This is a genomic window from Streptomyces sp. NPDC101165, from assembly GCF_044768135.1.
GTDB lineage: Bacteria > Actinomycetota > Actinomycetes > Streptomycetales > Streptomycetaceae > Streptomyces.
The window spans coordinates 263,720-289,097 of the sequence record NZ_JBIWPG010000006.1 but is presented as its reverse complement, the minus strand read 5'-3'; the positions used below and the strand labels follow the sequence as shown (position 1 = coordinate 289,097).

The following is a 25,378-nucleotide window of genomic DNA, read 5'->3' as shown; positions in this document are numbered from 1 at the left end:
ATCCACAACCCTGGGGGAGGTCGGCGAACGACCATGCACGTCACGCATCTTTCGCTGGCCGACTTCCGCTCGTACGCCCGGGTCGAGGTCCCGCTCGACCCGGGCGTCACCGCCTTCGTCGGGCCCAACGGGCAGGGCAAGACCAATCTGGTCGAGGCGGTCGGCTATCTCGCCACCCTCGGCAGCCACCGCGTCGCCTCCGACGCCCCGCTGGTCCGTATGGGCGCCGAGCGGGCCGTGATCCGGGCGCAGGTCAGACAGGGCGAGCGGCAGCAGCTGGTCGAGCTGGAGCTGAACCCCGGCAGGGCCAACCGCGCCCGCATCAACCGGTCCTCGCAGGTCAGGCCGAGGGACGTGCTGGGGATCGTACGGACCGTGCTGTTCGCTCCGGAGGACCTCGCGCTGGTCAAGGGCGATCCCGGTGAGCGGCGCCGGTTCCTGGACGAGCTGATCACCGCGCGCTCGCCGCGCATGGCGGGTGTGCGTTCGGACTACGAGCGGGTGCTCAAGCAGCGCAACACGCTCCTCAAGACCGCGGCGCTCGCGCGCAGGCACGGCGGCCGCTCCATGGATCTGTCCACGCTCGACGTGTGGGACCAGCACCTCGCGCGCGCGGGCGCCGAGCTGCTCGCCCAGCGCGTGGACCTGGTCGCCACGCTGCAGCCGCTGGCCGACAAGGCGTACGAGCAGCTGGCCCCGGGCGGTGGTCCGATCGCGCTGGAGTACAAGCCGTCCGCGCCCGGCGAGGCGCAGACCCGCGAGGACCTGTACGCCCAGCTGATGGCGGCGCTCAACGAGGCGCGCAAGCAGGAGATCGAGCGGGGCGTCACCCTTGTGGGCCCGCACCGGGACGATTTGATTCTCAAACTCGGTCAGCTGCCCGCCAAGGGCTACGCCTCGCACGGCGAGTCGTGGTCCTACGCCCTCGCTCTGCGCCTGGCCTCGTACGACCTGCTGCGCGCGGAGGGCAACGAGCCGGTGCTGATCCTCGACGACGTGTTCGCCGAGCTGGACGCCCGCCGCCGTGAGCGGCTGGCCGAGCTGGTCGCGCCCGGCGAGCAGGTGCTGGTCACCGCCGCTGTGGACGACGACGTACCGGATGTACTGGTCGGCGCCCGCTATGCGGTGGCCGACGGGACGGTGGAGCGCGTATGAGCACCGACGAACCCACCCCCGCTCCGAAGACCCCCGGGAAGTCTCCGGAGCCTTCCGGTGTCGATCTCGCGCGCGTGGCGTTGCGCGCCGCGAAGGAGCAGGCACGCGCGCGTGGCGACGCGGCGCGGCAGAAGAAGCAGGCCCGGCGCGGTGGCGGTCTGCGCTCGGGTGCGCACGCCGACGGACGCGACCCGATGGCGCTCGGTGCCGCGATCAACCGGCTGCTCAACGAGCGCGGCTGGGAGACGCCGGCCGCGGTGGGCGGTGTGATGGGCCGCTGGCCGCAGATCGTCGGCGAGGACCTGGCGAAGCACTGTGTGCCGCAGCGGTACGACGAGGACGAGCGGGTGCTGTCCGTGCAGTGCGACTCGACGGCGTGGGCGACCCAGCTGCGGCTGCTCGCTCCGACCCTGGTCGCCCGGCTCAACGAGGACCTCGGCCACGGCACGGTCCGCCTGCTCAAGGTCAACGGTCCCGGTGGTCCCGCCCGGCGCTACGGCCCGCTGCGGGCGCCGGGGAGCACGGGCCCGGGCGATACCTACGGGTGACGTACCTCACGTTGCGCGGTCGACGTGTGGTGCCGTCGTGCGCCTTGTCGCGGCCCTGTGCACAGGTGTGGATCACGAGCTGACCCCCCAGTAGCCAAGGGTTGACGGCCCGAAGCGCTGAGTGGCGCTGTGAGCCCCTTGGAGCCCCCATCCGTATATCGGGACCCGGCCGAGACCGGTTGAGGGCGGCACATGAGGACTCAGGTACCGGCAAACCCCCATCACTGTCGGCGCTACCGGTAGACTGGAAGCCAATCCCGCCCCAATCGTGGGGACCGCCCGGGAAAAGCTGAGCAACGCTGATCAAGGCTTACCAACGCAACATGCCGCAGCCGCTCCGGCAACCCGCCGACGAGCCCGGCTCGTGCTGTGCCAGAAAGGGCGCTTCGTGGCCGATTCCGGCAACCCCAACGAGAACATCCCGTCCACCGACGCCGGCGTGACTGCCGAGGCCACCGCCTCCGCGTCCTACGACGCCAGCGCCATCACCGTGCTCGAAGGGCTGGACGCGGTCCGCAAGCGGCCCGGTATGTACATCGGCTCCACGGGCGAACGCGGTCTGCACCACCTGGTGTACGAGGTCGTCGACAACTCGGTCGACGAGGCGCTGGCCGGCTACGCGGACACCATCGACGTGACGATCCTCCCCGACGGCGGCGTGCGCGTCGTCGACAACGGCCGTGGCATCCCCGTGGGCATCGTGCCCTCGGAGGGCAAGCCGGCCGTCGAGGTCGTGCTGACCGTGCTGCACGCGGGCGGCAAGTTCGGCGGCGGCGGTTACGCCGTGTCCGGCGGTCTGCACGGTGTGGGTGTGTCCGTCGTGAACGCGCTGTCCACGAAGGTCGCCGTCGAGATCAGGACGGAAGGCCACCGCTGGACGCAGGACTACAAGCTCGGCGTCCCGACGGCCCCGCTCGACCAGCACGAGGCGACGGACGAGACCGGCACCTCGGTCACCTTCTGGGCCGACCCCGACATCTTCGAGACCACCGAGTACTCCTTCGAGACGCTGTCCCGGCGCTTCCAGGAGATGGCCTTCCTCAACAAGGGCCTGACCCTGCGGCTCACCGACGAGCGCGAGTCGGCGAAGGCGACCAGTGGTGCGGACGAGGCGGGCGCGGACGAGAAGGCCGAGGTCAAGACCGTCACGTACCACTACGAGGGCGGCATCGTCGACTTCGTGAAGTACCTGAACTCCCGCAAGGGAGACGCGGTCCACGCCACCGTGATCGACCTGGAGGCCGAGGACAGGGACAAGAGCCTGTCCCTCGAGGTCGCCATGCAGTGGAACAGCGGTTACAGCGAGGGCGTGTACTCCTTCGCGAACATCATCCACACCCACGAGGGCGGTACCCACGAGGAGGGCTTCCGCGCGGCCCTCACGAGCCTGATCAACAAGTACGCGCGCGACAAGAAGCTGCTGCGCGAGAAGGACGACAACCTCACCGGTGACGACATCCGTGAGGGTCTGACCGCGATCATCTCGGTCAAGCTGAGCGAGCCGCAGTTCGAGGGCCAGACGAAGACCAAGCTGGGCAACACGGAGGCCAAGACCTTCGTGCAGAAGGCGGTCTACGAGCACCTCAACGACTGGCTGGACCGCAACCCGGTCGAGGCGGCGGACATCGTCCGCAAGGGCATCCAGGCGGCCACCGCGCGCGTGGCGGCCCGCAAGGCCCGCGACCTGACCCGCCGCAAGGGCCTGCTGGAGAGCGCGTCCCTGCCGGGCAAGCTGTCGGACTGCCAGTCCAACGACCCCACCAAGTGCGAGATCTTCATCGTCGAGGGTGACTCCGCCGGTGGCTCGGCCAAGTCCGGCCGCAACCCGCAGTACCAGGCGATCCTCCCGATCCGCGGCAAGATCCTCAACGTGGAGAAGGCCAGGATCGACAAGATCCTGCAGAACCAGGAGATCCAGGCGCTGATCTCCGCCTTCGGCACGGGTGTGCACGAGGACTTCGACATCGAGAAGCTCCGCTATCACAAGATCATCCTGATGGCGGACGCCGACGTCGACGGCCAGCACATCAACACTCTGCTGCTGACCTTCCTGTTCCGCTTCATGCGGCCGCTGGTCGAGGCCGGGCACGTGTTCCTGTCCCGTCCCCCGCTCTACAAGATCAAGTGGGGCCGGGACGAGGTCGAGTACGCGTACTCCGACCGTGAGCGCGACGCCCTGCTGGAGATGGGCCGTCAGCGCGGCAAGCGGGTCCGCGAGGACTCCATCCAGCGCTTCAAGGGTCTCGGCGAGATGAACGCCGAGGAGCTGCGCGTGACCACCATGGACATCGAGCACCGCGTCCTCGGTCAGGTCACCCTCGACGACGCCGCCCAGGCCGACGACCTGTTCTCGGTCCTGATGGGCGAGGACGTCGAGGCCCGCCGTGCGTTCATTCAGCGCAACGCCAAGGACGTCCGCTTCCTCGACATCTGAGTCGGTCTCAGCTGACCGCACCGGAAAGGATCTTCACCAGCAATGGCCGACGAGAACACTCCAGTCACTCCTGAAGAGGGCGGCGACAGCACCGTCCGCATCGAGCCCGTCGGGCTCGAGACGGAGATGCAGCGCTCGTACCTGGACTACGCGATGTCCGTCATCGTGTCCCGCGCGCTGCCCGACGTCCGGGACGGTCTCAAGCCCGTCCACCGCCGTGTGCTGTACGCGATGTACGACGGCGGCTACCGCCCCGAGCGCGGCTTCTACAAGTGCGCGCGCGTGGTCGGCGACGTCATGGGCAACTACCACCCGCACGGCGACTCCTCGATCTACGACGCCCTGGTGCGCCTCGCCCAGCCGTGGTCGATGCGGATGCCGCTGGTGGACTCCAACGGCAACTTCGGCTCTCCGGGCAACGACCCGGCGGCCGCCATGCGCTACACCGAGTGCAAGATGGCGCCGCTGTCGATGGAGATGGTCCGCGACATCGACGAGGAGACCGTCGACTTCACGGACAACTACGACGGCCGCTCCCAGGAGCCGACCGTCCTGCCTTCCCGCTTCCCGAACCTGCTGATCAACGGCTCCGCCGGCATCGCGGTCGGTATGGCGACCAACATCCCGTCGCACAACCTGCGCGAGGTCGCGGCCGGCGCCCAGTGGTGCCTGGAGAACCCGGATGCCTCGCACGAGGAGCTCCTGGACGCGCTGATCGAGCGCATCAAGGGCCCCGACTTCCCGACCGGCGCCCTCGTCGTCGGCCGCAAGGGCATCGAGGAGGCGTACCGCACCGGTCGCGGCTCCATCACGATGCGCGCCGTGGTCGAGGTCGAGGAGATCCAGAACCGCCAGTGCCTGGTGGTCACGGAGCTGCCGTACCAGGTCAACCCGGACAACCTCGCGCAGAAGATCGCCGACCTGGTGAAGGACGGCAAGATCGGCGGCATCGCGGACGTCCGCGACGAGACGTCGTCCCGTACGGGCCAGCGCCTGGTGATCGTCCTGAAGCGGGACGCGGTCGCCAAGGTCGTCCTGAACAACCTGTACAAGCACACCGACCTGCAGACGAACTTCGGCGCCAACATGCTGGCGCTGGTCGACGGCGTGCCGCGCACGCTGTCCCTGGACGCGTTCATCCGCCACTGGGTGACGCACCAGATCGAGGTCGTCGTCCGCCGGACCCGCTTCCGGCTGCGCAAGGCCGAGGAGCGCGCCCACATCCTGCGCGGTCTGCTGAAGGCCCTGGACGCCATCGACGAGGTCATCGCGCTGATCCGGCGCAGTGAGACCGTCGACGTCGCGCGCACCGGCCTGATGGGCCTCCTGGAGATCGACGAGATCCAGGCGAACGCCATCCTCGAGATGCAGCTGCGCCGGCTGGCCGCCCTGGAGCGCCAGAAGATCGTCCAGGAGCACGACGAGCTCCAGGTGAAGATCAACGAGTACAACGAGATCCTGGCCTCCCCGGTCCGCCAGCGCGGGATCGTCAGCGAGGAGCTGGCCGCGATCGTCGAGAAGTACGGCGACGACCGTCAGACCAAGCTGATCCCGTACGAGGGCGACATGTCCATCGAGGACCTGATCGCCGAGGAGGACATCGTCGTCACCGTCTCGCGCGGCGGTTACGTCAAGCGCACGAAGACGGACGACTACCGGGCGCAGAAGCGCGGCGGCAAGGGTGTGCGCGGTACGAAGCTGAAGGAAGACGACATCGTCGACCACTTCTTCGTCTCCACCACGCACCACTGGCTGCTGTTCTTCACCAACAAGGGCCGGGTGTACCGGGCGAAGGCGTACGAGCTGCCCGAGGCCGGCCGGGACGCGCGCGGCCAGCACGTGGCGAACCTGCTCGCCTTCCAGCCGGACGAGGCGATCGCCGAGATCCTCGCGATCCGTGACTACGAGGCGGCGCCGTACCTGGTCCTGGCCACCAAGTCCGGCCTGGTCAAGAAGACGCCTCTGAAGGATTACGATTCGCCTCGCTCCGGCGGTGTGATCGCGATCAACCTGCGCGAGCGGGAGGACGGCTCGGACGATGAGCTGATCGGTGCCGAGCTGGTCTCGGCCGACGACGATCTGCTTCTGATCAGCAAGAAGGCACAGTCGATCAGGTTCACCGCCTCGGACGACACCCTGCGCCCGATGGGCCGCGCCACCTCCGGCGTCAAGGGGATGAGTTTCCGTGAGAGCGATGAACTTCTGTCGATGAATGTTGTTCGACCCGGTACGTTCGTGTTCACTGCCACGGACGGCGGGTACGCGAAGCGGACCGCTGTCGACGAGTACCGCGTCCAGGGTCGCGGCGGCCTCGGCATCAAGGCCGCCAAGATCGTGGAGGACCGCGGTTCTCTCGTCGGCGCGCTGGTTGTCGAGGAGAACGACGAGATCCTCGCGATCACCCTGTCCGGCGGTGTGATTCGTACGCGAGTCAACGAGGTCAGGGAGACGGGCCGTGACACCATGGGCGTCCAACTGATCAACCTGGGCAAGCGCGATGCCGTGGTCGGTATCGCACGTAACGCCGAGGCGGGGCGCGAGGCGGAGGAGGTCGACGGCGAGGATGCCGTCGACGAGACCGCCGAGGGTGCCGCGACCACCGGCACGGACGAGGGTGAGGCGCCCTCGGCCGAGTAGGCACGAGGAGTGAGTCATCGTGAGCGGAGCCACGGGCGCGGGATCGGCCGGTACCTCTGTGGGTACGGAAACGGACGGCGGCCGTGGCTCCGCCGCGCGTGCGGCGGACCCGCACACGACCCAACTGCGCAAGATCGAAGCAGGCACGGCCGACTCGCCCTCGCCCGACACTCATGGATCCCAGGGGGGAACTGTGACGGACACCCGCGGCCCGCAGACCCAGCCCGGCCCCGCCGAGCGGCAGCAGGCGTCCCCGCTGCCCGGTGAGCGGCGCCCCGAGTCCTCGGAGCCCTACCACCCGCCGCAGGCCTATCCGGCGCAGGCTCCCGCCGGGGCCGTACGCCGGCCGCGCACCGGCGCGAAGACCGCGCCCCGCACCCGCAAGGCCCGGCTGCGGGTCGCCAAGGCCGACCCGTGGTCGGTGATGAAGGTCAGCTTCCTGCTCTCCATCGCGCTGGGCATCTGCACGATCGTCGCCTCGGCGGTGCTGTGGATGGTCATGGACGCGATGGGCGTGTTCTCCACGGTCGGCGGCACGATCTCGGAGGCCACCGGTTCCAACGAGGCGAACGGCTTCGACCTCCAGGCCTTCCTCTCGCTTCCGCACGTCCTGACGTTCACGACGATCATCGCGGTGATCGACGTGGTCCTCGCGACGGCGCTGGCCACCCTCGGCGCGTTCATCTACAACCTCTCCGCGGGCTTCGTGGGCGGTGTCGAACTGACGCTGGCCGAGGACGAGTGATCCCACCTACCGGGCTCTCCTGGCAGTCCCCCGACAACCGATTTTGGGACTGCCGCCCTCGTGCGCTAATCTTCAGGAGTCAGCGCGCGGGACACACACCGCAGAGCGCGGCGGGGCTATAGCTCAGTTGGTTAGAGCGCATCCCTGATAAGGATGAGGCCACAGGTTCAAATCCTGTTAGCCCCACCAGTGCAAAGACCCCCGGTCCACTTGGGCCGGGGGTCTTTGCCATCTACAACTGACATCAACCCGCCGGACGAGGTGTGATGACCGATCTCGACAGACCTGGCAGCGATTCCCAGTTGTTCGACGATCCCTACGAACGCGGGAAACTGGATTGGGCGTACCTCCGCTGGATTCTCCTGGCCGGGTTCATCCTCACGGTGAGCGTCGGCCTCGTGTTCGCCATAGCGGTCGGCGCCGGTCAGAGCCGCCGCTAGCCAGTTCTCGGCGAGCATGCTTCTGCCGGTGCGGAACTCTCGTGGAACGTACGGCTTCCGCTTCACGGTACGAAAAAAGGCCCGACCGCTGGCGACGGGGGATGCACCAGCGATCGGGCTATGGCCAAGGGTAACAAGGTTGAGCCGCTTGCGGGAGATAACGGGCCCGTTGGTTGGGGTAGTTGGCTGATCTTGATCGGTCAGTCGGCGCACGGAGGGTCGTACGAGAGGCGCGGGAGGTACTCGTGCCACCTCTGCGGGGTCAGAACGTCCCTGGTCACCGAGCAGATGTGCCGGATGGCCGCGTCGGAGTCCAGGCGCCACAGGCGGATCGTGTCGGCGCCGCTGGACACCCCGAGGACGTGGCTGTCGGGGCTGAAGGACAGCCAGTTGCCCGTCTTGGCGTAGGGGCTCATCGACTGGCCGATGGGAGTGGCCGACGAAGGGTGGGCGACGTTCCAGAGCCGGACCGTGTTGTCGTCGCCGCCGCTCGCCAGGTACTGGCCGTCCGCGGTGAACGTCAGCGAGGTGACCGCCTCGGTGTGGCCGGTGAGGGGGGAGCCGAGCGCGGTCGCCGCCCGGGGGTCGGTGACGTTCCAGAGCCGTACGGTGTCGTCGTCGCTGCCGCTGACGAGGGTGCGGCCGTCGGGGCTGTAGGCGAGAGCGTTGACGGGGCCGGAGTGCCCGGCGAGCGGATGCCCGATCCGGGCGACATGGCCGGGGTCGGTCACGTTCCAGAACCGTATGGTGAGGTCCGCGCTGCCACTGGCGAGGGTGTGCCCGTCGGGGCTGAAGGCGAGGGCGTTGACGTAACCCCGGTGGCCGGTGAGCGGCTTTCCGAGCGGGACGGTGTGGGAGGGGTCGGTGACGTTCCACAGCTGGATGGTGCGGTCCTCGTAGGCGGTGGCCAGGGTGTGGCCGTCCGGGCTGTACGCCACTGTGTGGAAGCCCGCGAAGCGGGTGCGCAGGGCGATGGGCGGCCCGGCGGGGACCGGACGGGCCGGGTCGGTGACGTTCCACAGGTACAGCGTCCCCGTCCCGTTCAGCACGGCGAGGGTGCGGCCGTCGGGGGAGAACATCATCGAACGGTGGCCGCCGTCCGCGCGCATGAACGGCTTGCCCAGCGCCACGGGCCGGTCGGGCGCCGCCACGTTCCACAGCCGGACCCTGCCGTCGCGCGCGGCCGTGGCCAGCACCTTGCCGTCCGGGCGGAAGGACCCGCTGCGGCCGATCATGTCCCGCGTCGGCACCGACCACAGGCGGACCTTGCCGTCACCGCTGCCGGTGGCGAGGGTGCGGCCGTCGGGGCTGAACCCCAGCGCGAACATCTCGCCGCTGCTGCCCGCGAGCGGCGCGCCGACCTGCGCGGGGGATGCCGGATCGCTGACGTTCCACAGGCTCGCCGTGCTGTCCGCGCTGGCCGCGGCGAGCCGGCCGCCGTCGGGGCTGAAGGCCACCGACCAGACGGGGCCGGTGTGCCCGGTCAGCGGTGAGCCGATCGGTGCCGCGTGCGTGGGGTCGGACACGTTCCACAGCCGGATGGTGTCGTCCGCACTGCCGCTGGCGAGCGTGCGCCCGTCGGGGCTGAAGGCCACCGAGTGGACGATGTCCGTGTGGCCGCTCAGCACCGTGGGCAGGGCCTCGGGGTGCCCCGGATCGGCGGTGTTCCACAGCCGGATCGTGTCGTCGTCGCCGCCCGCCGCGAGCGTGCGCCCGTCGGGGCTGAACGCCACGCAGCGCACCGCCGCCGTGTGGCCGCCCAGCGTGCGCAGCGGCTTGGGCCGGCGCGGGTCCGCCACGTTCCACAGCCGGACGGTGCGGTCCTCGCTCGCGGAGGCCAGCGTGTGTCCGTCGGGGCTGAAGGCGACCAGGTAGATCGTGCCCGTGTGGCCGGTCAGGGGCCGGCCCAGCGGTACCGGGTGGGCGGGGTCGCGCACGTCCCACAGCCGGATGGTGCCGTCGTCGCCGGCGCTGGCCAGGGTGTGTCCGTCCGGGCTGAAGACCGCGCTGCTCACCCAGCTGGTGTGTCCGGTGAGGGGTTTGCCGAGCGGCTTGGGGCGGCTGCGGTCGGCCACGTTCCACAGGCGGACGGTCCGGTCGTAGCTCGCCGTGGCCAGTGTCCTGCCGTCGGGGCTGAAGGAGGTGAGGTAGACGGCGCCGGTGTGGCCGAGCAGGGGGGTGGCCAGGGGCGCGTTCACGATCGAGATCAGGCGGCTGTACGTGCCCTCGTCGCCGGGCCGCAGGCGGTGGGCCACCAGGTCGAGCTGGGCCGCCAGTGAGGGGTCCGTGTGCTGCACCCGGTCCGCCTCGGCGAGCACCTGTTCGAACACGGCGTCGTCCCGCTGCTGCCACGCCACCACCGCCGAACCGGCGGCCAGCACGGCGAGGACGACCAGCGCCGCCACGGCCCCGCGGCTGATCAGGACCGTGCGCTTGCGCAGCCGGACCGAGGCGGCCAGGAACTGCACCGCGCTGCGGGTCAGATAGGTGTCACCGGCGGACTTCGCCCAGCCGCGGGCCTGCTCCAGCCGGGAGCCGCGGTAGAGCAGCGAGCTGTCCCGTTCCGTGGCCTCCCAGGCGCGGCCGTCCTCCTCCAGCCGCTGGCGCACCAGATGGTCGCTGCGGTCCTCGTCGATCCAGTGGCGCAGCCGCGGCCAGGCGTGCAGCAGCGCCTCGTGGGTGATCTCCACGGTCTCCGCGTCGAGCGTCACCAGCCGGGCGCGGACCAGGGCTTCGAGCGACTCCTCGGTCTTGCCGGGGTCCGTCGACTCCTGCGCCAGCTGGCGCCGCGTGCCGCGCCGGCGTGTGGCCTGGGTGTCCTCGCCCAGCCGGACGAGCCGCAGCAGGAGCAGCCGGGCGGCCGTGCGGGCGGCGGGGTCGAGGCCGGACCAGGCGCGCTCGGCGGTCGCCGCGACCGCGCCCTGGATGCCGCCGGCCGCGCGGTAGCCGGCCAGGGTCAGCCGTCCCGACTTGCGGCGCTGCCAGGTGGCGAGCAGGGCGTGGGAGAGAAGGGGGAGCACTCCGGCGTCGTGGGCGCCGCGCGGGCCGTCGGCGCTCACCTCCCGGACGATCAGCTCGGCCAGCCCCGGCTCCAGCTCCAGGCCCACGGCCTTGGCGGGTCCGGTCACCGCCTCGCGCAGCTCGGCCGTGGTCAGCGGCCCGAGCACCATGTGCCGGTGCTGCAGTGCGTCGGCCAGTTCCGGATAGACCAGGCACTGCTCGTAGAAGTCGGCGCGGATGCCGAGGACCACGACGACGGGCGCGGGGCCGGGCGAGTCCGCGGGCGGGGTGCAGGCCGCGTGCAGGAACTGGAGGAAGGTGCGGCGGTTGGACTCGTCGGGGCAGAGGGTGAAGGTCTCTTCGAACTGGTCGACGATGATGACCGGGCGGGTGGCCGGAAGCGCGTCCGCGGGGTTGGTGGGGGATGCGTCGCCGGACGTGGCCTTGTCCGAGGCGTCCGAGGCGTCCGAGGCGTCAGAGGTGACCGACGCGTCCGAGGGTGTCTCCCGGTGCGCCCACGCCGTGACCGCCTTGCGTACCGCCCCGGCGAAGTGCGGGGCGTCGGATCCCGGCGCCGCCGGGTTCTCCGCGGCGTCCTCCTCGGCCTGCCGTGCCTTCGCGGCCAGGGTGGCGAGTTCCGGGATGCGGCGGGTCAGCTCGCCGAGCGGATCGGCGCCCGGTACGAACTGGAGCACGGCGCTCGGCCGGCCGCCGCCGTCCGCGAGGGCGCCGCTCTCCACCGCGGGCACCAGGCCGGCGTTCAGCAGCGACGACTTCCCGGCCCCCGAGGCGCCGACGAGCATGATCAGGCCGCCCGACCGCTCCGTCGCGCGCAGCTGGGTCACGACGGCCTCCGTGCTCCGCTCCCGCCCGAAGAACCAGCGGGCGTCCTCCTGCCGGTAGGGGGCCAGTCCCCGGTAGGGGCACACACCGCCGGCGACGGGCGGGGCCTCGGCCGGTGCCTGCCGGTTCTCCTCCGGGGGCGCCGCGGGGCGCTCGCCGGCCGGGTCGGCCAGCGCGCGCTCCCACAGGCGCTGCCACTGCGCGAGGTCGTACAGGCCGCCGGAGACGGGAACGGGCCGGGCGCGCCGGGCCTCCGGGATCAGGATCTGCAGGACGGCCGCGAGGGCGGCGAACTGGGCCGGTACGTTCTTGGCGCGCCGCCAGTCGCTGATGCGCTGGGCGGACACCCGCACGGGGCGCCCGCGCTCGTCCACGCGATGCAGCCGTACGACCGCCTCGGACACGCTCTTCAGGGGAGGGTTGCCGGCCTCCTTGTAGAGCAGCGCGAGACGCTCGGCGAAGGCCACGCGTGCCCCCGAGTCGGAACCCAAGGCCCCACCCCTCACTCCCCCCGTGTCTGGACGTCCGGACCGGAAAACTCACCCTATACGGCTGACCTGCGGTTACACGGTGCTCCGGAGACCGGAACCTCCTCGTCGTGGACGACAAATGGCAGGATCACGACGCGGTATCCGCCTCATCACACACCGTCCGAACAGGCCACCGGCTCAGCGCTCGGAAAGACACCCGGCGCGCCGAACGTTCTCGGTCAATTTCCCCGAGGGCGTCGGCGACATCGACGACATCCAGCGACATCACGGACATGCACTTCGGTTCGTGCCGATACGCCGACGCGGCACGGACCGACGACACCCGCTCCGTTCGGCACCGGCCCCCACGTGGGGAGGGGCCGGTGCCGAACGGGCCGGGTACCGGTACCTCCCGGACGATCGCCTCCTAGTCGATCCACCCCGCCGTGCGGGCGGCGGTGACGGCATGGTGTTCGGCCTCGTCGGCCGTGGCGTTCAGTGCCGCGTTCCGGCCGGGGGCCGTGCCGCCCGCGGCGGCTGCCGCCGCCTGGGAGGCGGTCAGAGCGGCGCGCAGGGCCGGGGCGGCGCCGGCGGTGTCGCGCGCGGCGGCCACCTGGGCCGCCAGGGCGGCCGCCGCGGCGGCGTTCCGGGCGCAGCGGGCGTCCGCCGCGGGATCGGGTGCACTCGCCGTCAGCGCGTCCAGCGATCCGGCCGACAGGCGCAGCGCGGCCGCGGCCCTGCCGACGGGGCTCGTCGGCACGAGCTGGGCGGCCTCCTGGGTGACACCGGCGTGGCGGCAGGTGGCGGCGGCACGGTCGTACGCGCTGCGGGCGCGGTCGGCGTGGATCCTTCTCAGCGCCGCCGGCGCCGCGGCCCTGGTCACTGCCTCTTCGAGTCCGCTCATCTTCGCTCTCCCTCTGCCGAGACGGCTCCGTGTGCTGTCGGGGACGGGGCGCGGGCAGGGTGCCATGCCGGCCGTGAAGAGGCCAGAAGCGTGCCGCGGATCGCCCTGGAAACCTGACGGTCCGTCAGCTAGGGTCGGCCCGCCTGCCGTTCCCGAAGGGATGAGTGCCATGGTGAATCGTCCTGATTGCCCGCAACCTCCCGGTACCCCGCGCTGGGTCGCGATGTTCTACCAGCCCTCCCAGGCCTCCTGGCGGGTGGGCGCGGAGTCCCCCGACCGAACCCCGGTGCTCTACGCCGTGGGAGACATGGCCCAGACCGTACGCGCGCGCGGAGCCGACGTGACGGTCGCGGTGTGGGGTCCGCAGGACGGCGCCTGGCGCCGCTTCGACACCCCGGCCGCCCAGCCGTCCGCGCCCGAGGCGTCCCCGGCCCGCCCCGAGGCGCCGGCCAAGCTCGCCGAGCGGATGTCGGACCGCCGCCACCAGGTGCTCATGGCGGGCCTGAGCAAGGCGGGTCTGTACGACCTCTCCCCCGAGGACGCCGAGGCGGTGCGGGCGCTGGTCGACCGGCTCGACGAACCGACGGTCCGCCGGGTCGCCCACTGGCTCGCCGCAGCGGGCGGGCCGCGGCGCGGCTAGGAAGCACCGGTTCACCGGGCGGCCCACAGGGGCAGTGACGTCCTGAACGTCAGTCGAGGCTGGAGGACGTATGAAGGTCTCCGTCGACCGTGCCGCGTGCTACGGCTCCGCCGAGTGCGCGCACCGGGCCCCGTCCGTGTTCGCGTTCGAGGACGAGTACGGCGTGGTCCGGCCCGGCCGGGAAGAGTCCGGGGAGGATCCACAGGTGCGCGAGGCGGCCGAGAAATGTCCCTCGCAGGCCATCGTGCTCACCGGACGGGACGGAGCGGGCCGCGGTCAGCCACCGGCGGGGTAGGTCCACCCGAAGTCCGCGAGCGCCCGCGCCCTGGCCTCCGCCACGGCCATGCGCGCCTCCCGCTCGGCCGGGTCGACGTGCGAGGCCTGCCCGGTCGCCTGCCCCTCCCACTTCCGGTACAGCAGCCCCACCTCGGCGGAGAACCAGCCGCGGCTGACCGCGTTCAGCGCCAGCAGCAGGCCGGTGTCCTCGGAGGCGGGCAGGGCCATCCAGCCGCCCAGGGCCGTCAGCAGGTCCCGGCGGACGAAGAGCGTCGCCGGATGCACCTGGGCCCGGAACCCGTTGTCCTGCCAGAAGCGGAGGACCGCCCCGCGCTCGACCGGGCCGTCGTCCGGGTCGCCGGGGAAGCCGGCCGTGGAGCCGTCGGGCAGCAGGTCCAGGACCCGGGAGGTCGTCCAGCCGATCGTGCGGTCCGCCTCCAGCACGGCCAGGTCGCGGGCGAGGGCGCCGGGCGCGAGCTGGTCGTCGGCGTCCAGGACCTTCACGTACTCCCCGGTGGCGTGCGCCAGCGCGATCGTGCGGGCGACACCGGGCCCGCCCGGCCGGCCCTGACGGAAGCTCACCCGCTCGTCGTCCGGGACGTACGGGCGGACCGCGTCCGTCGTACCGTCCTCCTGGATCACCCAGTTCCACTCCCAGCCGTCCGGAAGCCACTGCTCGCACAGGGACTTGTGGGCCTCCGGCAGGAAGCGGGCGGACGGGGCGTGGACAGCGGTGACTACGGTGATGCGCCGGGGCACGGCGGCATTCACCACCTTTCCAGTCGAGTGGTGAAGAGCAGTTCGGTACGGTCGCCGGGCAGCACGACGTCGGAGACCTCCGCGACCCGGCCGCGGGTGTCGTACGAGGTCTTCCGGACCAGGATCACCGCGCTGCCGGCCGGCAGCTCCAGCTCCCGGGTCTCCTCCGGGGTCGGCGGACGCGCGGTGAATCGTTCCTCGACACGGTCGATCTCCACGTCCACGGTGGCGAGCTGGTGGTGGGTGCCGCCGGGCCAGGGCTCCTTGGACACGTCCAGGAGGTCGGGGTCGGCCGCCGCCACGGCGTGCAGGAGATAAGAGGTGACGAGACTGAAGGGGGCCGTCTCCGCCGCGCACCGCGTGCGGTAGCTCCGTTCCAGGAGGGGTGTTCCCTCCGGCACGCCGAAGACCTCGGCCAGCGGTGCGGGTGCCTCGATGGTGCGGTAGCGCGCGAGGAAGACGAGGTCGGCCGACACCAGACCGGTGTCGTGCTCCGTGGCGCCGGTCGCGGCCCGGGTGGTCCGGGGCTGCCGGGCCCGGTCCTTCTCCCACTGGTGACGGCCGCTGTCGCGCACCACCCGGGTGCGAGGACGCCGTACATACGTGTCGCGCCCGGGCGGCCTGTCGTCCGCGATCTCCTCGTAGGCCCTGGCCACGCGTCCAGGCTACGACTCCTGAAGAGGACCCGACGACCTGGCGGTCGTGGTCCCGTGAAACGCGCAAGACCCCCGGCCGTCCCGGCCGGGGGTCTGTCCGTGTCGACTGGTGCGTACGCAAGTCGCCGTCATGTCGAAACGTCTGCGGTGCTGCGTGCTGCCGTGCGGCTCAGCAGTCGAGGGGTGCCGTGGTCTGGTTCGCCGGGTCCGTCTGCGCTTCCGTCTCGTCGAGGGGGCGGTGCCGGCAACTGGGGGACTTTCCGTGGGCCTCGGCCCGGATCCGCTGCTTCATCGTGGGGGGCAGTGACTTGCCATGGGACCAGGCCCAGGGGTGCATCGCCGTGATCGTCGGGACCGTCCGCTCCGCGGTGGTGCTCTGCGGGCTCTCGGTCCGGGGTGCGGCCGTCGCGGTGGTGGCGGTGGCGGTGGCGAGTCCGAGCGCCGTGCACAGCGCGAAGAAGGCGGTGACGATGGCGGTCCACAGCTTCATGACCTTGTTCTGGGTCATGGCCCCTCACTTTCGGGTTGGGCGATTTGCGTACTTTCCTCATGATGTGTATGAGGTTCGCGAAGTGGTGGACCTCCGCCCGTGGCGCGTCGATGTTCCGATGAACACCACTCGGATGGACGCAAGAAGGTCGGAAAAGCGCCAAAACCAGGTGAGGGAGTGCGAAGGGGGAGCAAAGTCACGGTCCGTGGGGGTGTGATCACCCTCCGATCGGAGCGGCGCCGACCTGGTCTATTGCGCTTCCGGGGGCGGGAGTTGGGGGTCGGCGCAGGTCACCGATCGATATCGGTCGGTGTGTATAGTCGGGCGCCAGAGGTCCCCTACGTCAAGGAAAGACGAGGTCGCGCGGTGAAGAAGCTGCTCCTGGTCGCACTGGCCGCCATCGGCGGGCTCCTCGTGTACCGCCAGATCCAGGCGGATCGCGCCGAGCAGGACCTGTGGACGGAGGCGACTGACTCCGTGCCCACGGGTTCGTGAGTACCGATCCAGAATCTGATCAGACCCCGGCCGCCTGCGCGGTCGGGGTTTTGTGTTGTCCGGGCGGGTCCCTCGGTACGACTCGTGTTGCGGGTCCCCGGCGGGTGGTGTAGGCGTTCCTGCGGGGCGCGGAGACACGGGGACGGACGGGGCGGGTGTTTCGGACGGTCGTACGGATTCCACGGATGGCGCAGGGGTGCCCGGGGAAGGATGGGCCCCGGTCGGGTACGCGGCGACGGAGGGGTGGCACGTGCGGGGGCGAGGGCGTACGACATGGTGGCGGCGGGGCGGCCGGGCGGCTGTCGTGAGCGCCGTGCTGTGCGCCGTGGCCGCACTGCCGGGCGGGGTCGCGGCAGCCGGCGAGCCGGGGGCGTACGCCTTCGCTCCGGATGCGCTGCCGGTCACCGGCGCGGCGAGCCCCGCCGAGGCCCCAGGGCTGGAGCCCGGCCGGACCTACCGCAGTTCCCTCCCGAGGAACGGCAGGCGTTTCTACCGCCTGGACCTCGCCACCGCGACCACCACGGCGTACGTTCCCGTCACCGCCGTACCTGCCGCCGACGCCACGGTCACGGCCACCGACGGCATCCGTGTCTCGGTCCAGGACGCCTCGGGCGGCTCCTGCTCCAACGCCTCCGCCCGCTTCGGCGCCGCACTGAGCCCCCGTCCGGTCACGGCCCTGGCCGAACGTGAGCCCGGCCGGACGCTGTGCCCGGGCGCGGGGACGTACTACGTGCTCGTGGAACGCGTCGACTCCGGTACGGCGGGCCAGGCGCAGCCATGGGATCTGGAGATCAAGCCGGTCACGGAACCCCGCCTGGCGAAGGCGGGGCCCACCACCGCGCCCCAGGCCTGGGACTCCGCCTCCCCCGAGCCTCTCGCCGGCGACCCCCGCGACCGGACCGGCGGCACCGGCTTCACCACCGCCCGCCTGCTGGGCGAGGGAGTCTGGCGGACCCGCATCACCCCGGGGCGGACCCTCTTCTACAAGGTGCCGGTCGACTGGGGACGCCGGGTGCACGCCGTCGCCGAACTGGACGGCTCCACGAGCGGCCACGGTTATGTCGGCGGCGCCCTGAACCTGTCGCTCTACAACCCGGTCCGCGGACTCGCCGACGACGCCTCGCTCGGCTACACCGGTTCCCGCAAGCCCGTCGCCCTCGCACCGCTGCCGCCGGTCGAGTACGCCAACCGGTACGCCGTGCTCACCGGGGAGAGCGCGATGCGCTTCGCCGGTGACTACTACCTGGTCGTGCACCTCAGCGAGCAGATGGCCGACACCTTCGGGCAGGGGCCGTACGACGTGACGCTGCGGGTACGGCTCGACGGGCAAGGGCGGAGCGGGCCCCGGTACGCCGGGCGACCCGTGCCGGACGACGTCTTCACGCTCACGGAACAGGACCGGGTGGTGGCGGCGACCGGGAGCACCGGCGGCGGTGACACCGCGATGCGGGCGCTGGCCGTCGGGGGGATCGGTACCGGGACCGTGCTGTTGCTGGTGCTGGGCGGGTGGACCGTGGCGGCCCGGCGGGCTCAGATGCGGGTCAGCGCCCAGAAGCCCACGGCGTAGCAGGCCAGCGCCAGAAGCAGGATCGGGATCGCCGCCTTGGCCGGGGGACCGGGGCGGCGGGCGGCGCGGCGGGCCCGGCGGCCGTGCGCGCGGGGCATTCCTGTCGGCCACGCGGGAGGCGGGATCCGCGGGTCCTGAGCGGTGTACGAAGCGGTGGAGGTGTCGACGTGCGGCTGCGCCTCGGGGACCGGGGGCGGCGGGGCTGCCGGGGCGGGGGGCATGCCGTGCCGGGTGCCGGGGTGTGCCTGCTGGGCGTACGGCTGGGGGCTCGGGGTCGGCTGTGGGGGCGGGAGAGGGAAGCTGCCGGTGTCCGACATCGGGGGAAGCGCGTAGTGCTGCGAGTCGCCGTCGCTCAGGCGGGGGTCGGCTGCCGGTCTCCCGGTGCTGTCGGTGTCCGTGGCCGACTGTGGTTCCCGTACCCGGACTCCGGACGCGCGCTTGAGCGGGCCGTCGGGGCCGAACCCGGAGGGCAGCGGCCCGAGTTGGTCGAAGATCTCGATCAACTCGTCGTCGGGGCCGGGCTCCTGCAGGAGTTCGGCGGCGGAGGCGAGCGCCTTGCGCGCTCCCGTGGCGGTGCGGAAACGGGCCATCGGGTCGGGCTGGAGCAGGGTGGCGACGACCTGCCAGAGAGGCTCGGGAACTCCCTTGGGCGGGCCGGGAGTTCCGTGCTCCACGAAGTACTGCACCAGGGCCTTGGCGTCGGGCTTGGCACCTTCGAGCAGATACAGGGCGACCAGGCCCACGGCGAACAGGTCGGCGGGGAAGTCCGGGTCGGAGCCCAGCATCTGCTCGGGCGCCAGGTAACCGGGCGTGCCCACCACGAGGTTGGTCTCCGTCAGCCGTGGTTCACCGAACCGCATGGCGATGCCGAAGTCGGACAGCCTGAGCCGCGGCCGGCCGGTGCCGGTCACTTCGAGCAGCAGGTTGGCGGGCTTGATGTCCCGGTGGACGACCCCTTCCGCGTGCACCGCGGCGAGTCCCGACAGCAGCTGGTCGAGCAGGAGGCACACGTACGCCGGCGGCAGTGGTCCGTAGTCGCCGACGAGGTGGACCAGTGAGCCGCCCCCGACCAGGTCCATGGTGAACAGGACCTTGTCGTCGTCGGCGGCCCAGCTGGCCGGGGCGAGGACATGGGGGTGGTCGATGCGCAACGCCTGTTCCCGTACGAAGCGCAGCAGCGAGTGGGCGTCGCGCTGTTGGAGCACCTTGGCGGCCACATAGCGCCGGCGCCGGTGGTCCCAGGCACGCCACACGGCACCCGCGCCGCCACGCCCGATCGGGTCGGCCAGCTCGTACCGGCCGGCGAAGACCTCACCCATGACAGTCCGCCGCTCCTCCCCCTAGCCTCGCGTTCCCCGTGTACCCCCTCTACCCCCTGTGCCCCCTGCATCCCCCCTCTTACGCCCCTGGGCCCGGCCCCGGACCCCCTCCGAGGAACCGGGCCCCGGGGTCAGTTCTGGTGGGACTGGTAGTGCGCGACCGCGTCCGAGGTGCGGCCGGCGCCGTAGACCCGGAGGAACTCTGCCAGTTCGGGGTGGCTCGGGGCGAGGGTGTCGGCGGCCTCGATGATGTCGCCGGCGGCGGCCACCGAGCGCAGCAGCGACTGGATCTCGCGCACCACGCGCTTGACCGTCGGTGCCCCCGAACCGCTCGTGGTCTGAGTGGTGTTGCTGAGCACGGATCCCCCCTGGGACTTCTTGATCTCGTCCATCCGGTCGGTCGCCTCGGCCGCGCTGACGCTGCCGTCCGCGACCTGTGCCGCCAGCTCCTGCAGCAGCTGCACCCGCTGGACCACCGCGGGATTGCCGATCTTGGCGCGCTGGCCGCTCATCAGCTGCGACAGCATCGGGGCCGACAGGCCCAGAACCGCCGCGAGACGGGCCTGGTTGAGCCCGAGATCGTCGATGAGCTTACGGAAGAGCGCCCCCAACGGCTCCCCGTACCAGTTCCGCTGCAGCTCCCGCGCTCTCGCGGTCGCTTCCTGCTGTGCGGCGTCCATTGCGTCTCCCCATCGCTTCCCCAAACAATCCGCGGTTCGCTGTAGCGAACCACGACGAGCATCTTACGGAGAGTGGTCATCCGCGGGGACCCCCAATCTTTTTGCGGGATACGGGGGGTGACCCGGTACTCTGGTCTGCGGCGCCCGCCGGAACGCAAGATCCGGCTGACGCTTCCCTTTCCGGGGCCTTAGCTCAGTTGGTAGAGCGCCGTCTTTGCATGGCGGATGTCAGGGGTTCGACTCCCCTAGGCTCCACAACGTATGACCCCTCTGAACTGCGGAAACGTGGTCGGAGGGGTCTTTGCGTGCGTGGCCCGCGATCGTGTGGGCGCGAGTGCCGGGCCGGCGCTACGACGGCTGCTTCCCCTCCGGCTGGGCCGCCTTCAGGTCGGCGAGCAGTTCCGCCTGCCCCGCCAGTACGCCCGACAGGATCGTGCGTGCCACCCGCAGCAGTTCCGCCACCTCCGGGCTGGTCAGCGAGTAGTACACGTTCGAGCCCTCCTTGCGGGTCCGCACCAGGTTGGCCCGCCGCAGCACGGCCAGTTGCTGGGACAGGTGCGCGGGCTCGATCCCCACCTCGGGCAGCATCTCCGCCACCGAGTGCTCGCGCTGGCTCAGCAGTTCCAGGACGCGGATGCGGGCCGGGTGACCGAGTGTTTTGAAGAACTCGGCCTTCATCTGGTAGAGCGGCGTACTCACCCTGCCGTCCCCTCCCCAGCGCGGCACGGCCCCACTGGCCGGACCACTCGCCATCGCATCCACCCACTCGTCACGAACATGCGCCCCATCCTCGCGCGCGGCACCGGCAGAACCGAACCCGCACCGAGGAGGCGGGCCGCACGGATGCCGGGAGCGCGGTTCAGACCTTCTTCACCACGCCGGACTTCAGCTGCATGGCGCCGAACCCGTCGACCTTGCAGTCGATGTCGTGGCCGTCCACGCCGTCGACGAGCCGGATGTTGCGCACCTTGGTACCCGCCTTGATGCCGGTCGGGCTGCCCTTGACCTTGAGCGTCTTCACCACGGTCACGGTGTCGCCGTCGGCGAGCACGTTACCGACCGCGTCCCTGATCACCCGGTCCCCGCCCACGTCGGCCGCCCCCTCGGCCGTCGCCCCCTCGGCCGTCGACCACTCGTGGCCGCATTCGGGGCAGACGAGGAGTGCACCCATCTCGTAGGTGTACGTACCGGAACATTCGGGGCAAGAGGGAAGGTTTTCGCTCATGGGAACAGTCTCTTTCATTCAGTGAGCCGCTACGGATGTCATGTGGGTGTCAGGCGGGCCAGCCGTCGGTGCGCCACTCCTGCTGCCCCTCCTCCGGAGCCGACGGCCCTCGGCCGTGGGCGGCGAGCGCGGCGGCCAGGTCGCAGTGGACCGGGATGTCCGGGCAGTCACCGGCCGGGACCAGGGACCCGTCGGCGGGTATGGCGGCCAGCTCCAGGCTCCGGCCGGAATCGGCGAGGCGGCGGGCGGCCTCGGTGATGGCCAGCTGGCCCTCGGCGGACCAGCCGCGCAGCTCGGTCAGGTCCAGGACGACCGGTCCGGTGCCGCGGGCGACGACCCAGCCGATCGCACCGCCGAAACGGCGTACCGCCTCCGGGCCCAGGTAGCCGGTGACGGAGAGGATGCCGAGATCCTGCTCGATGGTGTAGCGCCAGTCGATGGTCATGCGGATGGAACTTCCTCGTGCGGTGGCGGGGAGGGGCTGTGGTCCGGGGTCACAGGGGCAAGGTGATCCAGATGCCCTTGCCTTTGCCGTCGGCGTGTGCGCGCACGACTGCGGTGCCGCCCAGGCCGAGGGTGAGCTCCATGACGGTGGCCAGCCCGCCGGCCCCGGTGTCGGCGAGGGCGCCGTACAGCTGGGGCTGGTAGGGGTGACGGTCGTGGACGGCGAAGGACAGGCAGTCCCGGCTCGCCGCGTAGACCACGGTGAGCTGCGGGGAGAGCACGGCGGCGTGCCGCACGCCGTTGGTCACCAGCTCGCTCAGGATCAGCAGGGCCGGGCCGGCGGTGGGGTGCCGCAGCCCGATCCCCCATTCCGTCAGGACCTGCTCCGTCGTCTCGCGGGCCGTGCGCACCGCCGCCGGCACGGCCGGCAGGGTGAGTACATGCCGTAGCGGCAGGACGTCGGCCTCCCTCGGCATCACGCCTCCGCGGCGGGCTGGGCGGGCAGGACTCCGGCGTGCTCCAGGTGGTTCCGCGCGGCCTCGAGGGCCTCGGGTGTGGTGGCGTGGTCCCGGCCTTCGTGCCGCAGCAGTTCGAGGGCGCCGACGGATTCGAGGACCTGGCGCTGGCCCGGGCGTATGCCGGAGGCCAGGACGAGGATGCCGCGCCGGTTCAGCTTCTCGACGGCGTCCTTGAGGACGAGGGCGCCGGTCGCGTCCATCGTGGACACCCGGGACATGCGCAGCACGACGACCCGTACGTCCGCGACCTCGGTCAGTTCCAGCAGGAAGCGGTGCGCGGCGGCGAAGAACAGCGGCCCGTCGATCCGGTACGCCACGATGTGCTCGGCGAGCAGCGCGTGCTCCTCGGCGGTGTGGTCGCCGCGGTCGAGGGGCATCTGGTCCAGGCGGGCCTGCCTGGCCACGGCGCCCAGGGCGAGGGCGCCGGCGACGACCAGGCCGAGGATGACGGCGTAGACGAGGTCGAGGGCGAGGGTCGCGACCGCGGTCAGGACGAGTATCACGGCGTCGGACCGCGTGGCCCTGGCCATCGCCTTCAGCGAGCCGACCTCGACCATGCGGATCGCGGTGGCCAGCAGGACGCCGGCCAGCGCCGCCAGCGGGATCTTCGCCACCAGCGGTGCCGCCACGAAGACGATCACCGCGAGGACGGCGGCGTGCGTGAACGCGGCCAGCCGGGAGCTCGCTCCGGTCCGCACGTTCACCGCGGTACGGGCGATCGCCCCGGTGGCCGGTACGCCGCCGAACAGCGGGGCGGCGATGTTGGCCAGGCCTTGTCCGAACAGCTCGCGGTCCGGGTCGTGCTTCTGCCCCACCGTCATGCCGTCCGCGACCGACGCCGACAGCAGGGACTCCAGGGCGGCCAGCGCGGCGACCGCCACGGCCGGGGCGAGCAGGGAGCCGAGCGAGCCGAGGTCGAGGAAGGAGAGGGAGGGTGCGGGCAGCCCGGACGGCAGGTCGCCGATCGGCTCGGCCGCGTCCAGCCGGGCGGCCTGCGCGACGACGGTGGCGGCGATCACGGCAAGGACGGAGAAGGGGATCGTCGGCCGCCACCGGGCACCGGCCAGCATGACCGCGGCCACGGCGACCGCGAGGCCGACGGCGGTCCAGTTCGGCGTCTTCGCGAACTCCTCGACCGCCCGCCAGGTGACGACGAGCACCCGGTCGCCCTCGGGCTTGGCCACGCCGAGCGCGTTCGGGACCTGCTGCAGTCCGATCACGCAGGCGATGCCGAGGGTGAAGCCCTCCACCACGGGCGCGGGCACGTACTGCATGTACTTCCCGGTCCGCAGCGCGGCCAGGGCGACGAGCATGACGCCCGCCATCAGCCCGACGGCGAGCACCCCGGCGGGCCCGTGCCGGCCGACGATCGGTACGAGGACGACGGTCATCGCCCCGGTCGGTCCCGACACCTGCAGATCGGACCCGCCGAACAGGGCCGCGAGCGCGCCGGCGACCACCGCGGTGGCCAGGCCCGCCTCGGCACCGAGCCCGGAGGAGACACCGAAGCCCAGGGCGAGGGGCAGCGCGACGATCGCCACGGTGAGCCCGGCGAGCAGGTCCCGGCGCGGATCACGCCGCATCCGGGTCAGATCGGAGCGGGAGGGCAGCAGCGAGGCGATCCGTCCCCGGACCGACCGGGCGAACGCCGTGTTCGACGCCGTACTCATCGGGCGGTGACCGGCGCTTCCACCTGCGTGGAGCTGAGGCACAGCGGAACCGACACGACCCCTCGACCTCCTTGCAGAACCCCCGCCGGATGCGAGACGGGCAGAAGCTGTGCCCGCGGCTACCTGCGAGCACAGCAGACATAGCATCTAAGCAATTGCGAAATTTGGCAATTCCTGTATCCGGAACCGACGTGCCGGCACGGGGCCGTCAGTCTCCGGTGCGGGCCGTGAACGGGCAGGTCCAGCTCTGCTCCGTCATACGGGCGCCGCGGGACGTGCCGCTCCGGCGGCATCTGCCACCGACGCCGTCCGGCATCCCATGGCGGCCTGACGGCAGCGGCCGCCGGCCCGGGCCGGATCGGTCGAAGCGCCCGTCACGGGCGCCCTCTCACCCCTTCTTGAGACGCAGGGCGGTGCGGGCGACGAGGTCGCTGAAGGCGGCGGGCGCGAGACGCAGCAGGGGGGCCGGTACCGCCCCGGGACCCACGCGGTAGCGGCGGCGCGGCTTCTGGGCGAGGAGGGCACGGCGCACGGTGCGGGCGACGGCCTCCGGGCCGGGCGGTGACCACGAGGCGACGAGCCGGCGGGCGGCCATGTAGCCGTGCGCGTACCGCGAGTCGGCCGGAAAATCCGCCAGCCCCTTGGAGAGCATGGGCGTGTTGATGAAGCCGGGCTCGATCAGACAGGCGTGGACGCCGCTGCCGGCGATCTCCATGCGCAGGCTGTCGGTCAGGCCCTCCAGCGCGTACTTGCTCGCGCAGTACCAGCCGGTGAACGGGACCGAGACCAGCCCCCCGAGCGAACTCATCTGGACGATCCGCCCCTCGCCCCGGCGCCGCATGCCCGGCAGCACCAGCCGGGTCATCCGGGCCACGCCCAGCAGATTGACCTCCAGGGCGTCCCGGGCGTCCTCCTCGGACACGTCCTCGAAGGCGCCGACCGGTGCGATTCCCGCGTTGTTGACCAGGGCCCAGGGGCCCCCGTCCGTCAGCTCGTCGATCTCCGTGACGGCGTCCTGGCAGGAGCGCCGGTCCGTCACGTCGAGGAGGACGGTGCGCACGGTGAGGCCGACTTCGGCCGCGGCGGCCATGAGCTTCTCGGCCTTGTCGGGGGTACGGGCGGTGCCGATGACGTGGAAGCGGCGGGCGGCCAGGTCGAGCGCGGTGGCCTTGCCGATGCCGCTGGTGGCTCCGGTGACGACGACGGTCTTCAAGGGGCGGTCCTTGTGAGGAGGGTGGGGCGGGCCGGGCCGCCTCTCGGGATACTTGATCACTTTCTATACAACTATGTCGCATATGGGGTGAATATCCATTCAAGGCGCGTATGCGGTCCGCAGACCGGAACGAACGAGGGGCGGCAAGAACGAGCCGTGGGGGGGGGGGCCCCCCCCCCCGGCGCCCCCCCCCCCCCCCCCCCCCCCCCCCCCCCCCCCCCCCGGGGCGGGCCCCCCCACAAAGGGGATT

At 71.5% G+C, this 25,378-nt stretch carries 23 protein-coding genes and 2 tRNA genes; 12 read left to right on the top strand and 13 right to left on the bottom strand.

Annotation, left to right across the window (positions count from 1 at the left end):
• Window positions 1-33 precede the first annotated feature (33 nt).
• From recF to ACIRVH_RS15095, 7 genes are all read left to right on the top strand, one after another.
• The gene (gene recF, locus ACIRVH_RS15125) at window positions 34-1,155 is read left to right on the top strand and encodes a DNA replication/repair protein RecF (protein WP_403952647.1); all 1,122 of its coding nucleotides are present in this window, start codon (window positions 34-36) and stop codon (window positions 1,153-1,155) included.
• Window positions 1,152-1,703, top strand: coding sequence for a DUF721 domain-containing protein (locus tag ACIRVH_RS15120; protein WP_403952645.1), 552 nt, complete (start codon window positions 1,152-1,154; stop codon window positions 1,701-1,703). Before recF ends, ACIRVH_RS15120 begins: the two co-directional genes overlap by 4 nt.
• A 364-nt stretch (window positions 1,704-2,067) precedes the next feature.
• Window positions 2,068-4,137, top strand: a complete 2,070-nt coding sequence (gene gyrB / locus ACIRVH_RS15115; protein ID WP_403952643.1) for a DNA topoisomerase (ATP-hydrolyzing) subunit B — start codon at window positions 2,068-2,070, stop codon at window positions 4,135-4,137.
• A 42-nt stretch (window positions 4,138-4,179) separates the two neighbouring features.
• The gene (gene gyrA / locus ACIRVH_RS15110; protein ID WP_403952641.1) at window positions 4,180-6,774 is read left to right on the top strand and encodes a DNA gyrase subunit A; all 2,595 of its coding nucleotides are present in this window, start codon (window positions 4,180-4,182) and stop codon (window positions 6,772-6,774) included.
• A gap of 19 nt (window positions 6,775-6,793) precedes the next feature.
• Window positions 6,794-7,519: a DUF3566 domain-containing protein gene (locus tag ACIRVH_RS15105; RefSeq protein ID WP_403952639.1), complete on the top strand. Its 726-nt coding sequence runs from the start codon at window positions 6,794-6,796 to the stop codon at window positions 7,517-7,519.
• A gap of 112 nt (window positions 7,520-7,631) precedes the next feature.
• Window positions 7,632-7,708, top strand: a tRNA-Ile gene (locus ACIRVH_RS15100).
• A 77-nt stretch (window positions 7,709-7,785) separates the two neighbouring features.
• Window positions 7,786-7,959 carry a hypothetical protein gene (locus tag ACIRVH_RS15095; protein ID WP_403952636.1) on the top strand — a complete coding sequence of 58 codons (174 nt, stop codon included), beginning with the start codon at window positions 7,786-7,788 and terminating at the stop codon, window positions 7,957-7,959.
• A gap of 200 nt (window positions 7,960-8,159) precedes the next feature.
• Here ACIRVH_RS15095 and ACIRVH_RS15090 read toward each other — a convergent pair whose 3' ends face one another.
• Window positions 8,160-12,293, bottom strand: coding sequence for an AAA family ATPase (locus ACIRVH_RS15090; protein ID WP_403952633.1), 4,134 nt, complete (start codon window positions 12,291-12,293; stop codon window positions 8,160-8,162).
• A 406-nt stretch (window positions 12,294-12,699) separates the two neighbouring features.
• Window positions 12,700-13,176: a hypothetical protein gene (locus ACIRVH_RS15085; RefSeq protein WP_403952630.1), complete on the bottom strand. Its 477-nt coding sequence runs from the start codon at window positions 13,174-13,176 to the stop codon at window positions 12,700-12,702.
• A gap of 169 nt (window positions 13,177-13,345) precedes the next feature.
• On the opposite strand from ACIRVH_RS15085, the gene ACIRVH_RS15080 reads away from it, so the two are divergent.
• Window positions 13,346-13,816 carry a hypothetical protein gene (locus ACIRVH_RS15080; protein ID WP_403952628.1) on the top strand — a complete coding sequence of 157 codons (471 nt, stop codon included), beginning with the start codon at window positions 13,346-13,348 and terminating at the stop codon, window positions 13,814-13,816.
• A gap of 70 nt (window positions 13,817-13,886) precedes the next feature.
• The gene (locus ACIRVH_RS15075; protein ID WP_403952625.1) at window positions 13,887-14,111 is read left to right on the top strand and encodes a ferredoxin; all 225 of its coding nucleotides are present in this window, start codon (window positions 13,887-13,889) and stop codon (window positions 14,109-14,111) included.
• Here ACIRVH_RS15075 and ACIRVH_RS15070 read toward each other — a convergent pair.
• The 3 genes from ACIRVH_RS15070 to ACIRVH_RS15060 all read right to left on the bottom strand — a co-directional run bounded on the left by ACIRVH_RS15070 (window position 14,093) and on the right by ACIRVH_RS15060 (window position 16,015).
• On the bottom strand, window positions 14,093-14,863 hold the full coding sequence (locus ACIRVH_RS15070; RefSeq protein WP_403953036.1) for a glycosyltransferase family 2 protein: 771 nt from the start codon (window positions 14,861-14,863) through the stop codon (window positions 14,093-14,095). The genes ACIRVH_RS15075 and ACIRVH_RS15070 overlap by 19 nt on opposite strands.
• On the bottom strand, window positions 14,860-15,507 hold the full coding sequence (locus tag ACIRVH_RS15065) for a UTRA domain-containing protein (protein WP_403952623.1): 648 nt from the start codon (window positions 15,505-15,507) through the stop codon (window positions 14,860-14,862). Before ACIRVH_RS15065 ends, ACIRVH_RS15070 begins: the two co-directional genes overlap by 4 nt.
• Before the next feature lie 169 nt (window positions 15,508-15,676).
• Window positions 15,677-16,015, bottom strand: coding sequence for a DUF6344 domain-containing protein (locus ACIRVH_RS15060; protein WP_403952620.1), 339 nt, complete (start codon window positions 16,013-16,015; stop codon window positions 15,677-15,679).
• Window positions 16,016-16,363: 348 nt separating this feature from the next.
• On the opposite strand from ACIRVH_RS15060, the gene ACIRVH_RS15055 reads away from it, so the two are divergent.
• On the top strand, window positions 16,364-16,492 hold the full coding sequence (locus ACIRVH_RS15055; protein ID WP_003999697.1) for a DLW-39 family protein: 129 nt from the start codon (window positions 16,364-16,366) through the stop codon (window positions 16,490-16,492).
• A gap of 304 nt (window positions 16,493-16,796) precedes the next feature.
• On the top strand, window positions 16,797-18,059 hold the full coding sequence (locus tag ACIRVH_RS15050; RefSeq protein WP_403952617.1) for a hypothetical protein: 1,263 nt from the start codon (window positions 16,797-16,799) through the stop codon (window positions 18,057-18,059).
• Here the strand turns inward: ACIRVH_RS15050 and ACIRVH_RS15045 are convergent.
• Window positions 18,023-19,378: a serine/threonine-protein kinase gene (locus tag ACIRVH_RS15045; RefSeq protein WP_403952614.1), complete on the bottom strand. Its 1,356-nt coding sequence runs from the start codon at window positions 19,376-19,378 to the stop codon at window positions 18,023-18,025. The two genes, ACIRVH_RS15050 and ACIRVH_RS15045, sit on opposite strands and share 37 nt — an antisense overlap.
• Before the next feature lie 131 nt (window positions 19,379-19,509).
• A complete protein-coding gene (locus ACIRVH_RS15040) occupies window positions 19,510-20,058 on the bottom strand; it encodes a helix-turn-helix domain-containing protein (RefSeq protein WP_393474798.1) in 549 nt (182 codons plus the stop codon).
• Between the two features lie 182 nt (window positions 20,059-20,240).
• Between ACIRVH_RS15040 and ACIRVH_RS15035 the strand changes: the two genes are divergently transcribed.
• A tRNA-Ala gene (locus ACIRVH_RS15035) sits at window positions 20,241-20,313 on the top strand.
• A 93-nt stretch (window positions 20,314-20,406) separates the two neighbouring features.
• Here ACIRVH_RS15035 and ACIRVH_RS15030 read toward each other — a convergent pair.
• The 6 genes from ACIRVH_RS15030 to ACIRVH_RS15005 form a co-directional block, all read right to left on the bottom strand.
• The gene (locus tag ACIRVH_RS15030; protein ID WP_403952610.1) at window positions 20,407-20,757 is read right to left on the bottom strand and encodes an ArsR/SmtB family transcription factor; all 351 of its coding nucleotides are present in this window, start codon (window positions 20,755-20,757) and stop codon (window positions 20,407-20,409) included.
• A gap of 160 nt (window positions 20,758-20,917) precedes the next feature.
• Entirely contained in the window at window positions 20,918-21,283 is a 366-nt protein-coding gene (locus ACIRVH_RS15025; RefSeq protein WP_403952608.1) for a zinc ribbon domain-containing protein YjdM, read from the bottom strand.
• A 49-nt stretch (window positions 21,284-21,332) separates the two neighbouring features.
• Window positions 21,333-21,728: an anti-sigma factor antagonist gene (locus ACIRVH_RS15020; RefSeq protein ID WP_403952606.1), complete on the bottom strand. Its 396-nt coding sequence runs from the start codon at window positions 21,726-21,728 to the stop codon at window positions 21,333-21,335.
• Between the two features lie 49 nt (window positions 21,729-21,777).
• On the bottom strand, window positions 21,778-22,203 hold the full coding sequence (locus ACIRVH_RS15015; protein ID WP_403952604.1) for an ATP-binding protein: 426 nt from the start codon (window positions 22,201-22,203) through the stop codon (window positions 21,778-21,780).
• A complete protein-coding gene (locus ACIRVH_RS15010; RefSeq protein WP_403952602.1) occupies window positions 22,203-23,915 on the bottom strand; it encodes a SulP family inorganic anion transporter in 1,713 nt (570 codons plus the stop codon). The genes ACIRVH_RS15015 and ACIRVH_RS15010 overlap by 1 nt, the downstream gene beginning before the upstream one ends.
• 388 nt (window positions 23,916-24,303) lie before the next feature.
• The gene (locus tag ACIRVH_RS15005) at window positions 24,304-25,128 is read right to left on the bottom strand and encodes an SDR family oxidoreductase (protein ID WP_403952600.1); all 825 of its coding nucleotides are present in this window, start codon (window positions 25,126-25,128) and stop codon (window positions 24,304-24,306) included.
• Window positions 25,129-25,378: the final 250 nt, after the last annotated feature.

What these genes read in the sequence shown, in the direction of transcription:
- recF (WP_403952647.1), top strand. Translation starts at nt 34, where the DNA reads ATGCACGTCACGCATCTTTCGCTGGCCGACTTCCGCTCGTACGCCCGG.
- ACIRVH_RS15120 (WP_403952645.1), top strand. Translation starts at nt 1,152, where the DNA reads ATGAGCACCGACGAACCCACCCCCGCTCCGAAGACCCCCGGGAAGTCT.
- gyrA (WP_403952641.1), top strand. Translation starts at nt 4,180, where the DNA reads ATGGCCGACGAGAACACTCCAGTCACTCCTGAAGAGGGCGGCGACAGC.
- ACIRVH_RS15095 (WP_403952636.1), top strand. Translation starts at nt 7,786, where the DNA reads ATGACCGATCTCGACAGACCTGGCAGCGATTCCCAGTTGTTCGACGAT.
- ACIRVH_RS15085 (WP_403952630.1), bottom strand. Translation starts at nt 13,176, where the DNA reads ATGAGCGGACTCGAAGAGGCAGTGACCAGGGCCGCGGCGCCGGCGGCG.
- ACIRVH_RS15080 (WP_403952628.1), top strand. Translation starts at nt 13,346, where the DNA reads ATGGTGAATCGTCCTGATTGCCCGCAACCTCCCGGTACCCCGCGCTGG.
- ACIRVH_RS15075 (WP_403952625.1), top strand. Translation starts at nt 13,887, where the DNA reads ATGAAGGTCTCCGTCGACCGTGCCGCGTGCTACGGCTCCGCCGAGTGC.
- ACIRVH_RS15060 (WP_403952620.1), bottom strand. Translation starts at nt 16,015, where the DNA reads ATGACCCAGAACAAGGTCATGAAGCTGTGGACCGCCATCGTCACCGCC.
- ACIRVH_RS15045 (WP_403952614.1), bottom strand. Translation starts at nt 19,378, where the DNA reads ATGGGTGAGGTCTTCGCCGGCCGGTACGAGCTGGCCGACCCGATCGGG.
- ACIRVH_RS15040 (WP_393474798.1), bottom strand. Translation starts at nt 20,058, where the DNA reads ATGGACGCCGCACAGCAGGAAGCGACCGCGAGAGCGCGGGAGCTGCAG.
- ACIRVH_RS15025 (WP_403952608.1), bottom strand. Translation starts at nt 21,283, where the DNA reads ATGAGCGAAAACCTTCCCTCTTGCCCCGAATGTTCCGGTACGTACACC.
- ACIRVH_RS15020 (WP_403952606.1), bottom strand. Translation starts at nt 21,728, where the DNA reads ATGACCATCGACTGGCGCTACACCATCGAGCAGGATCTCGGCATCCTC.
- ACIRVH_RS15015 (WP_403952604.1), bottom strand. Translation starts at nt 22,203, where the DNA reads ATGCCGAGGGAGGCCGACGTCCTGCCGCTACGGCATGTACTCACCCTG.
- ACIRVH_RS15010 (WP_403952602.1), bottom strand. Translation starts at nt 23,915, where the DNA reads ATGAGTACGGCGTCGAACACGGCGTTCGCCCGGTCGGTCCGGGGACGG.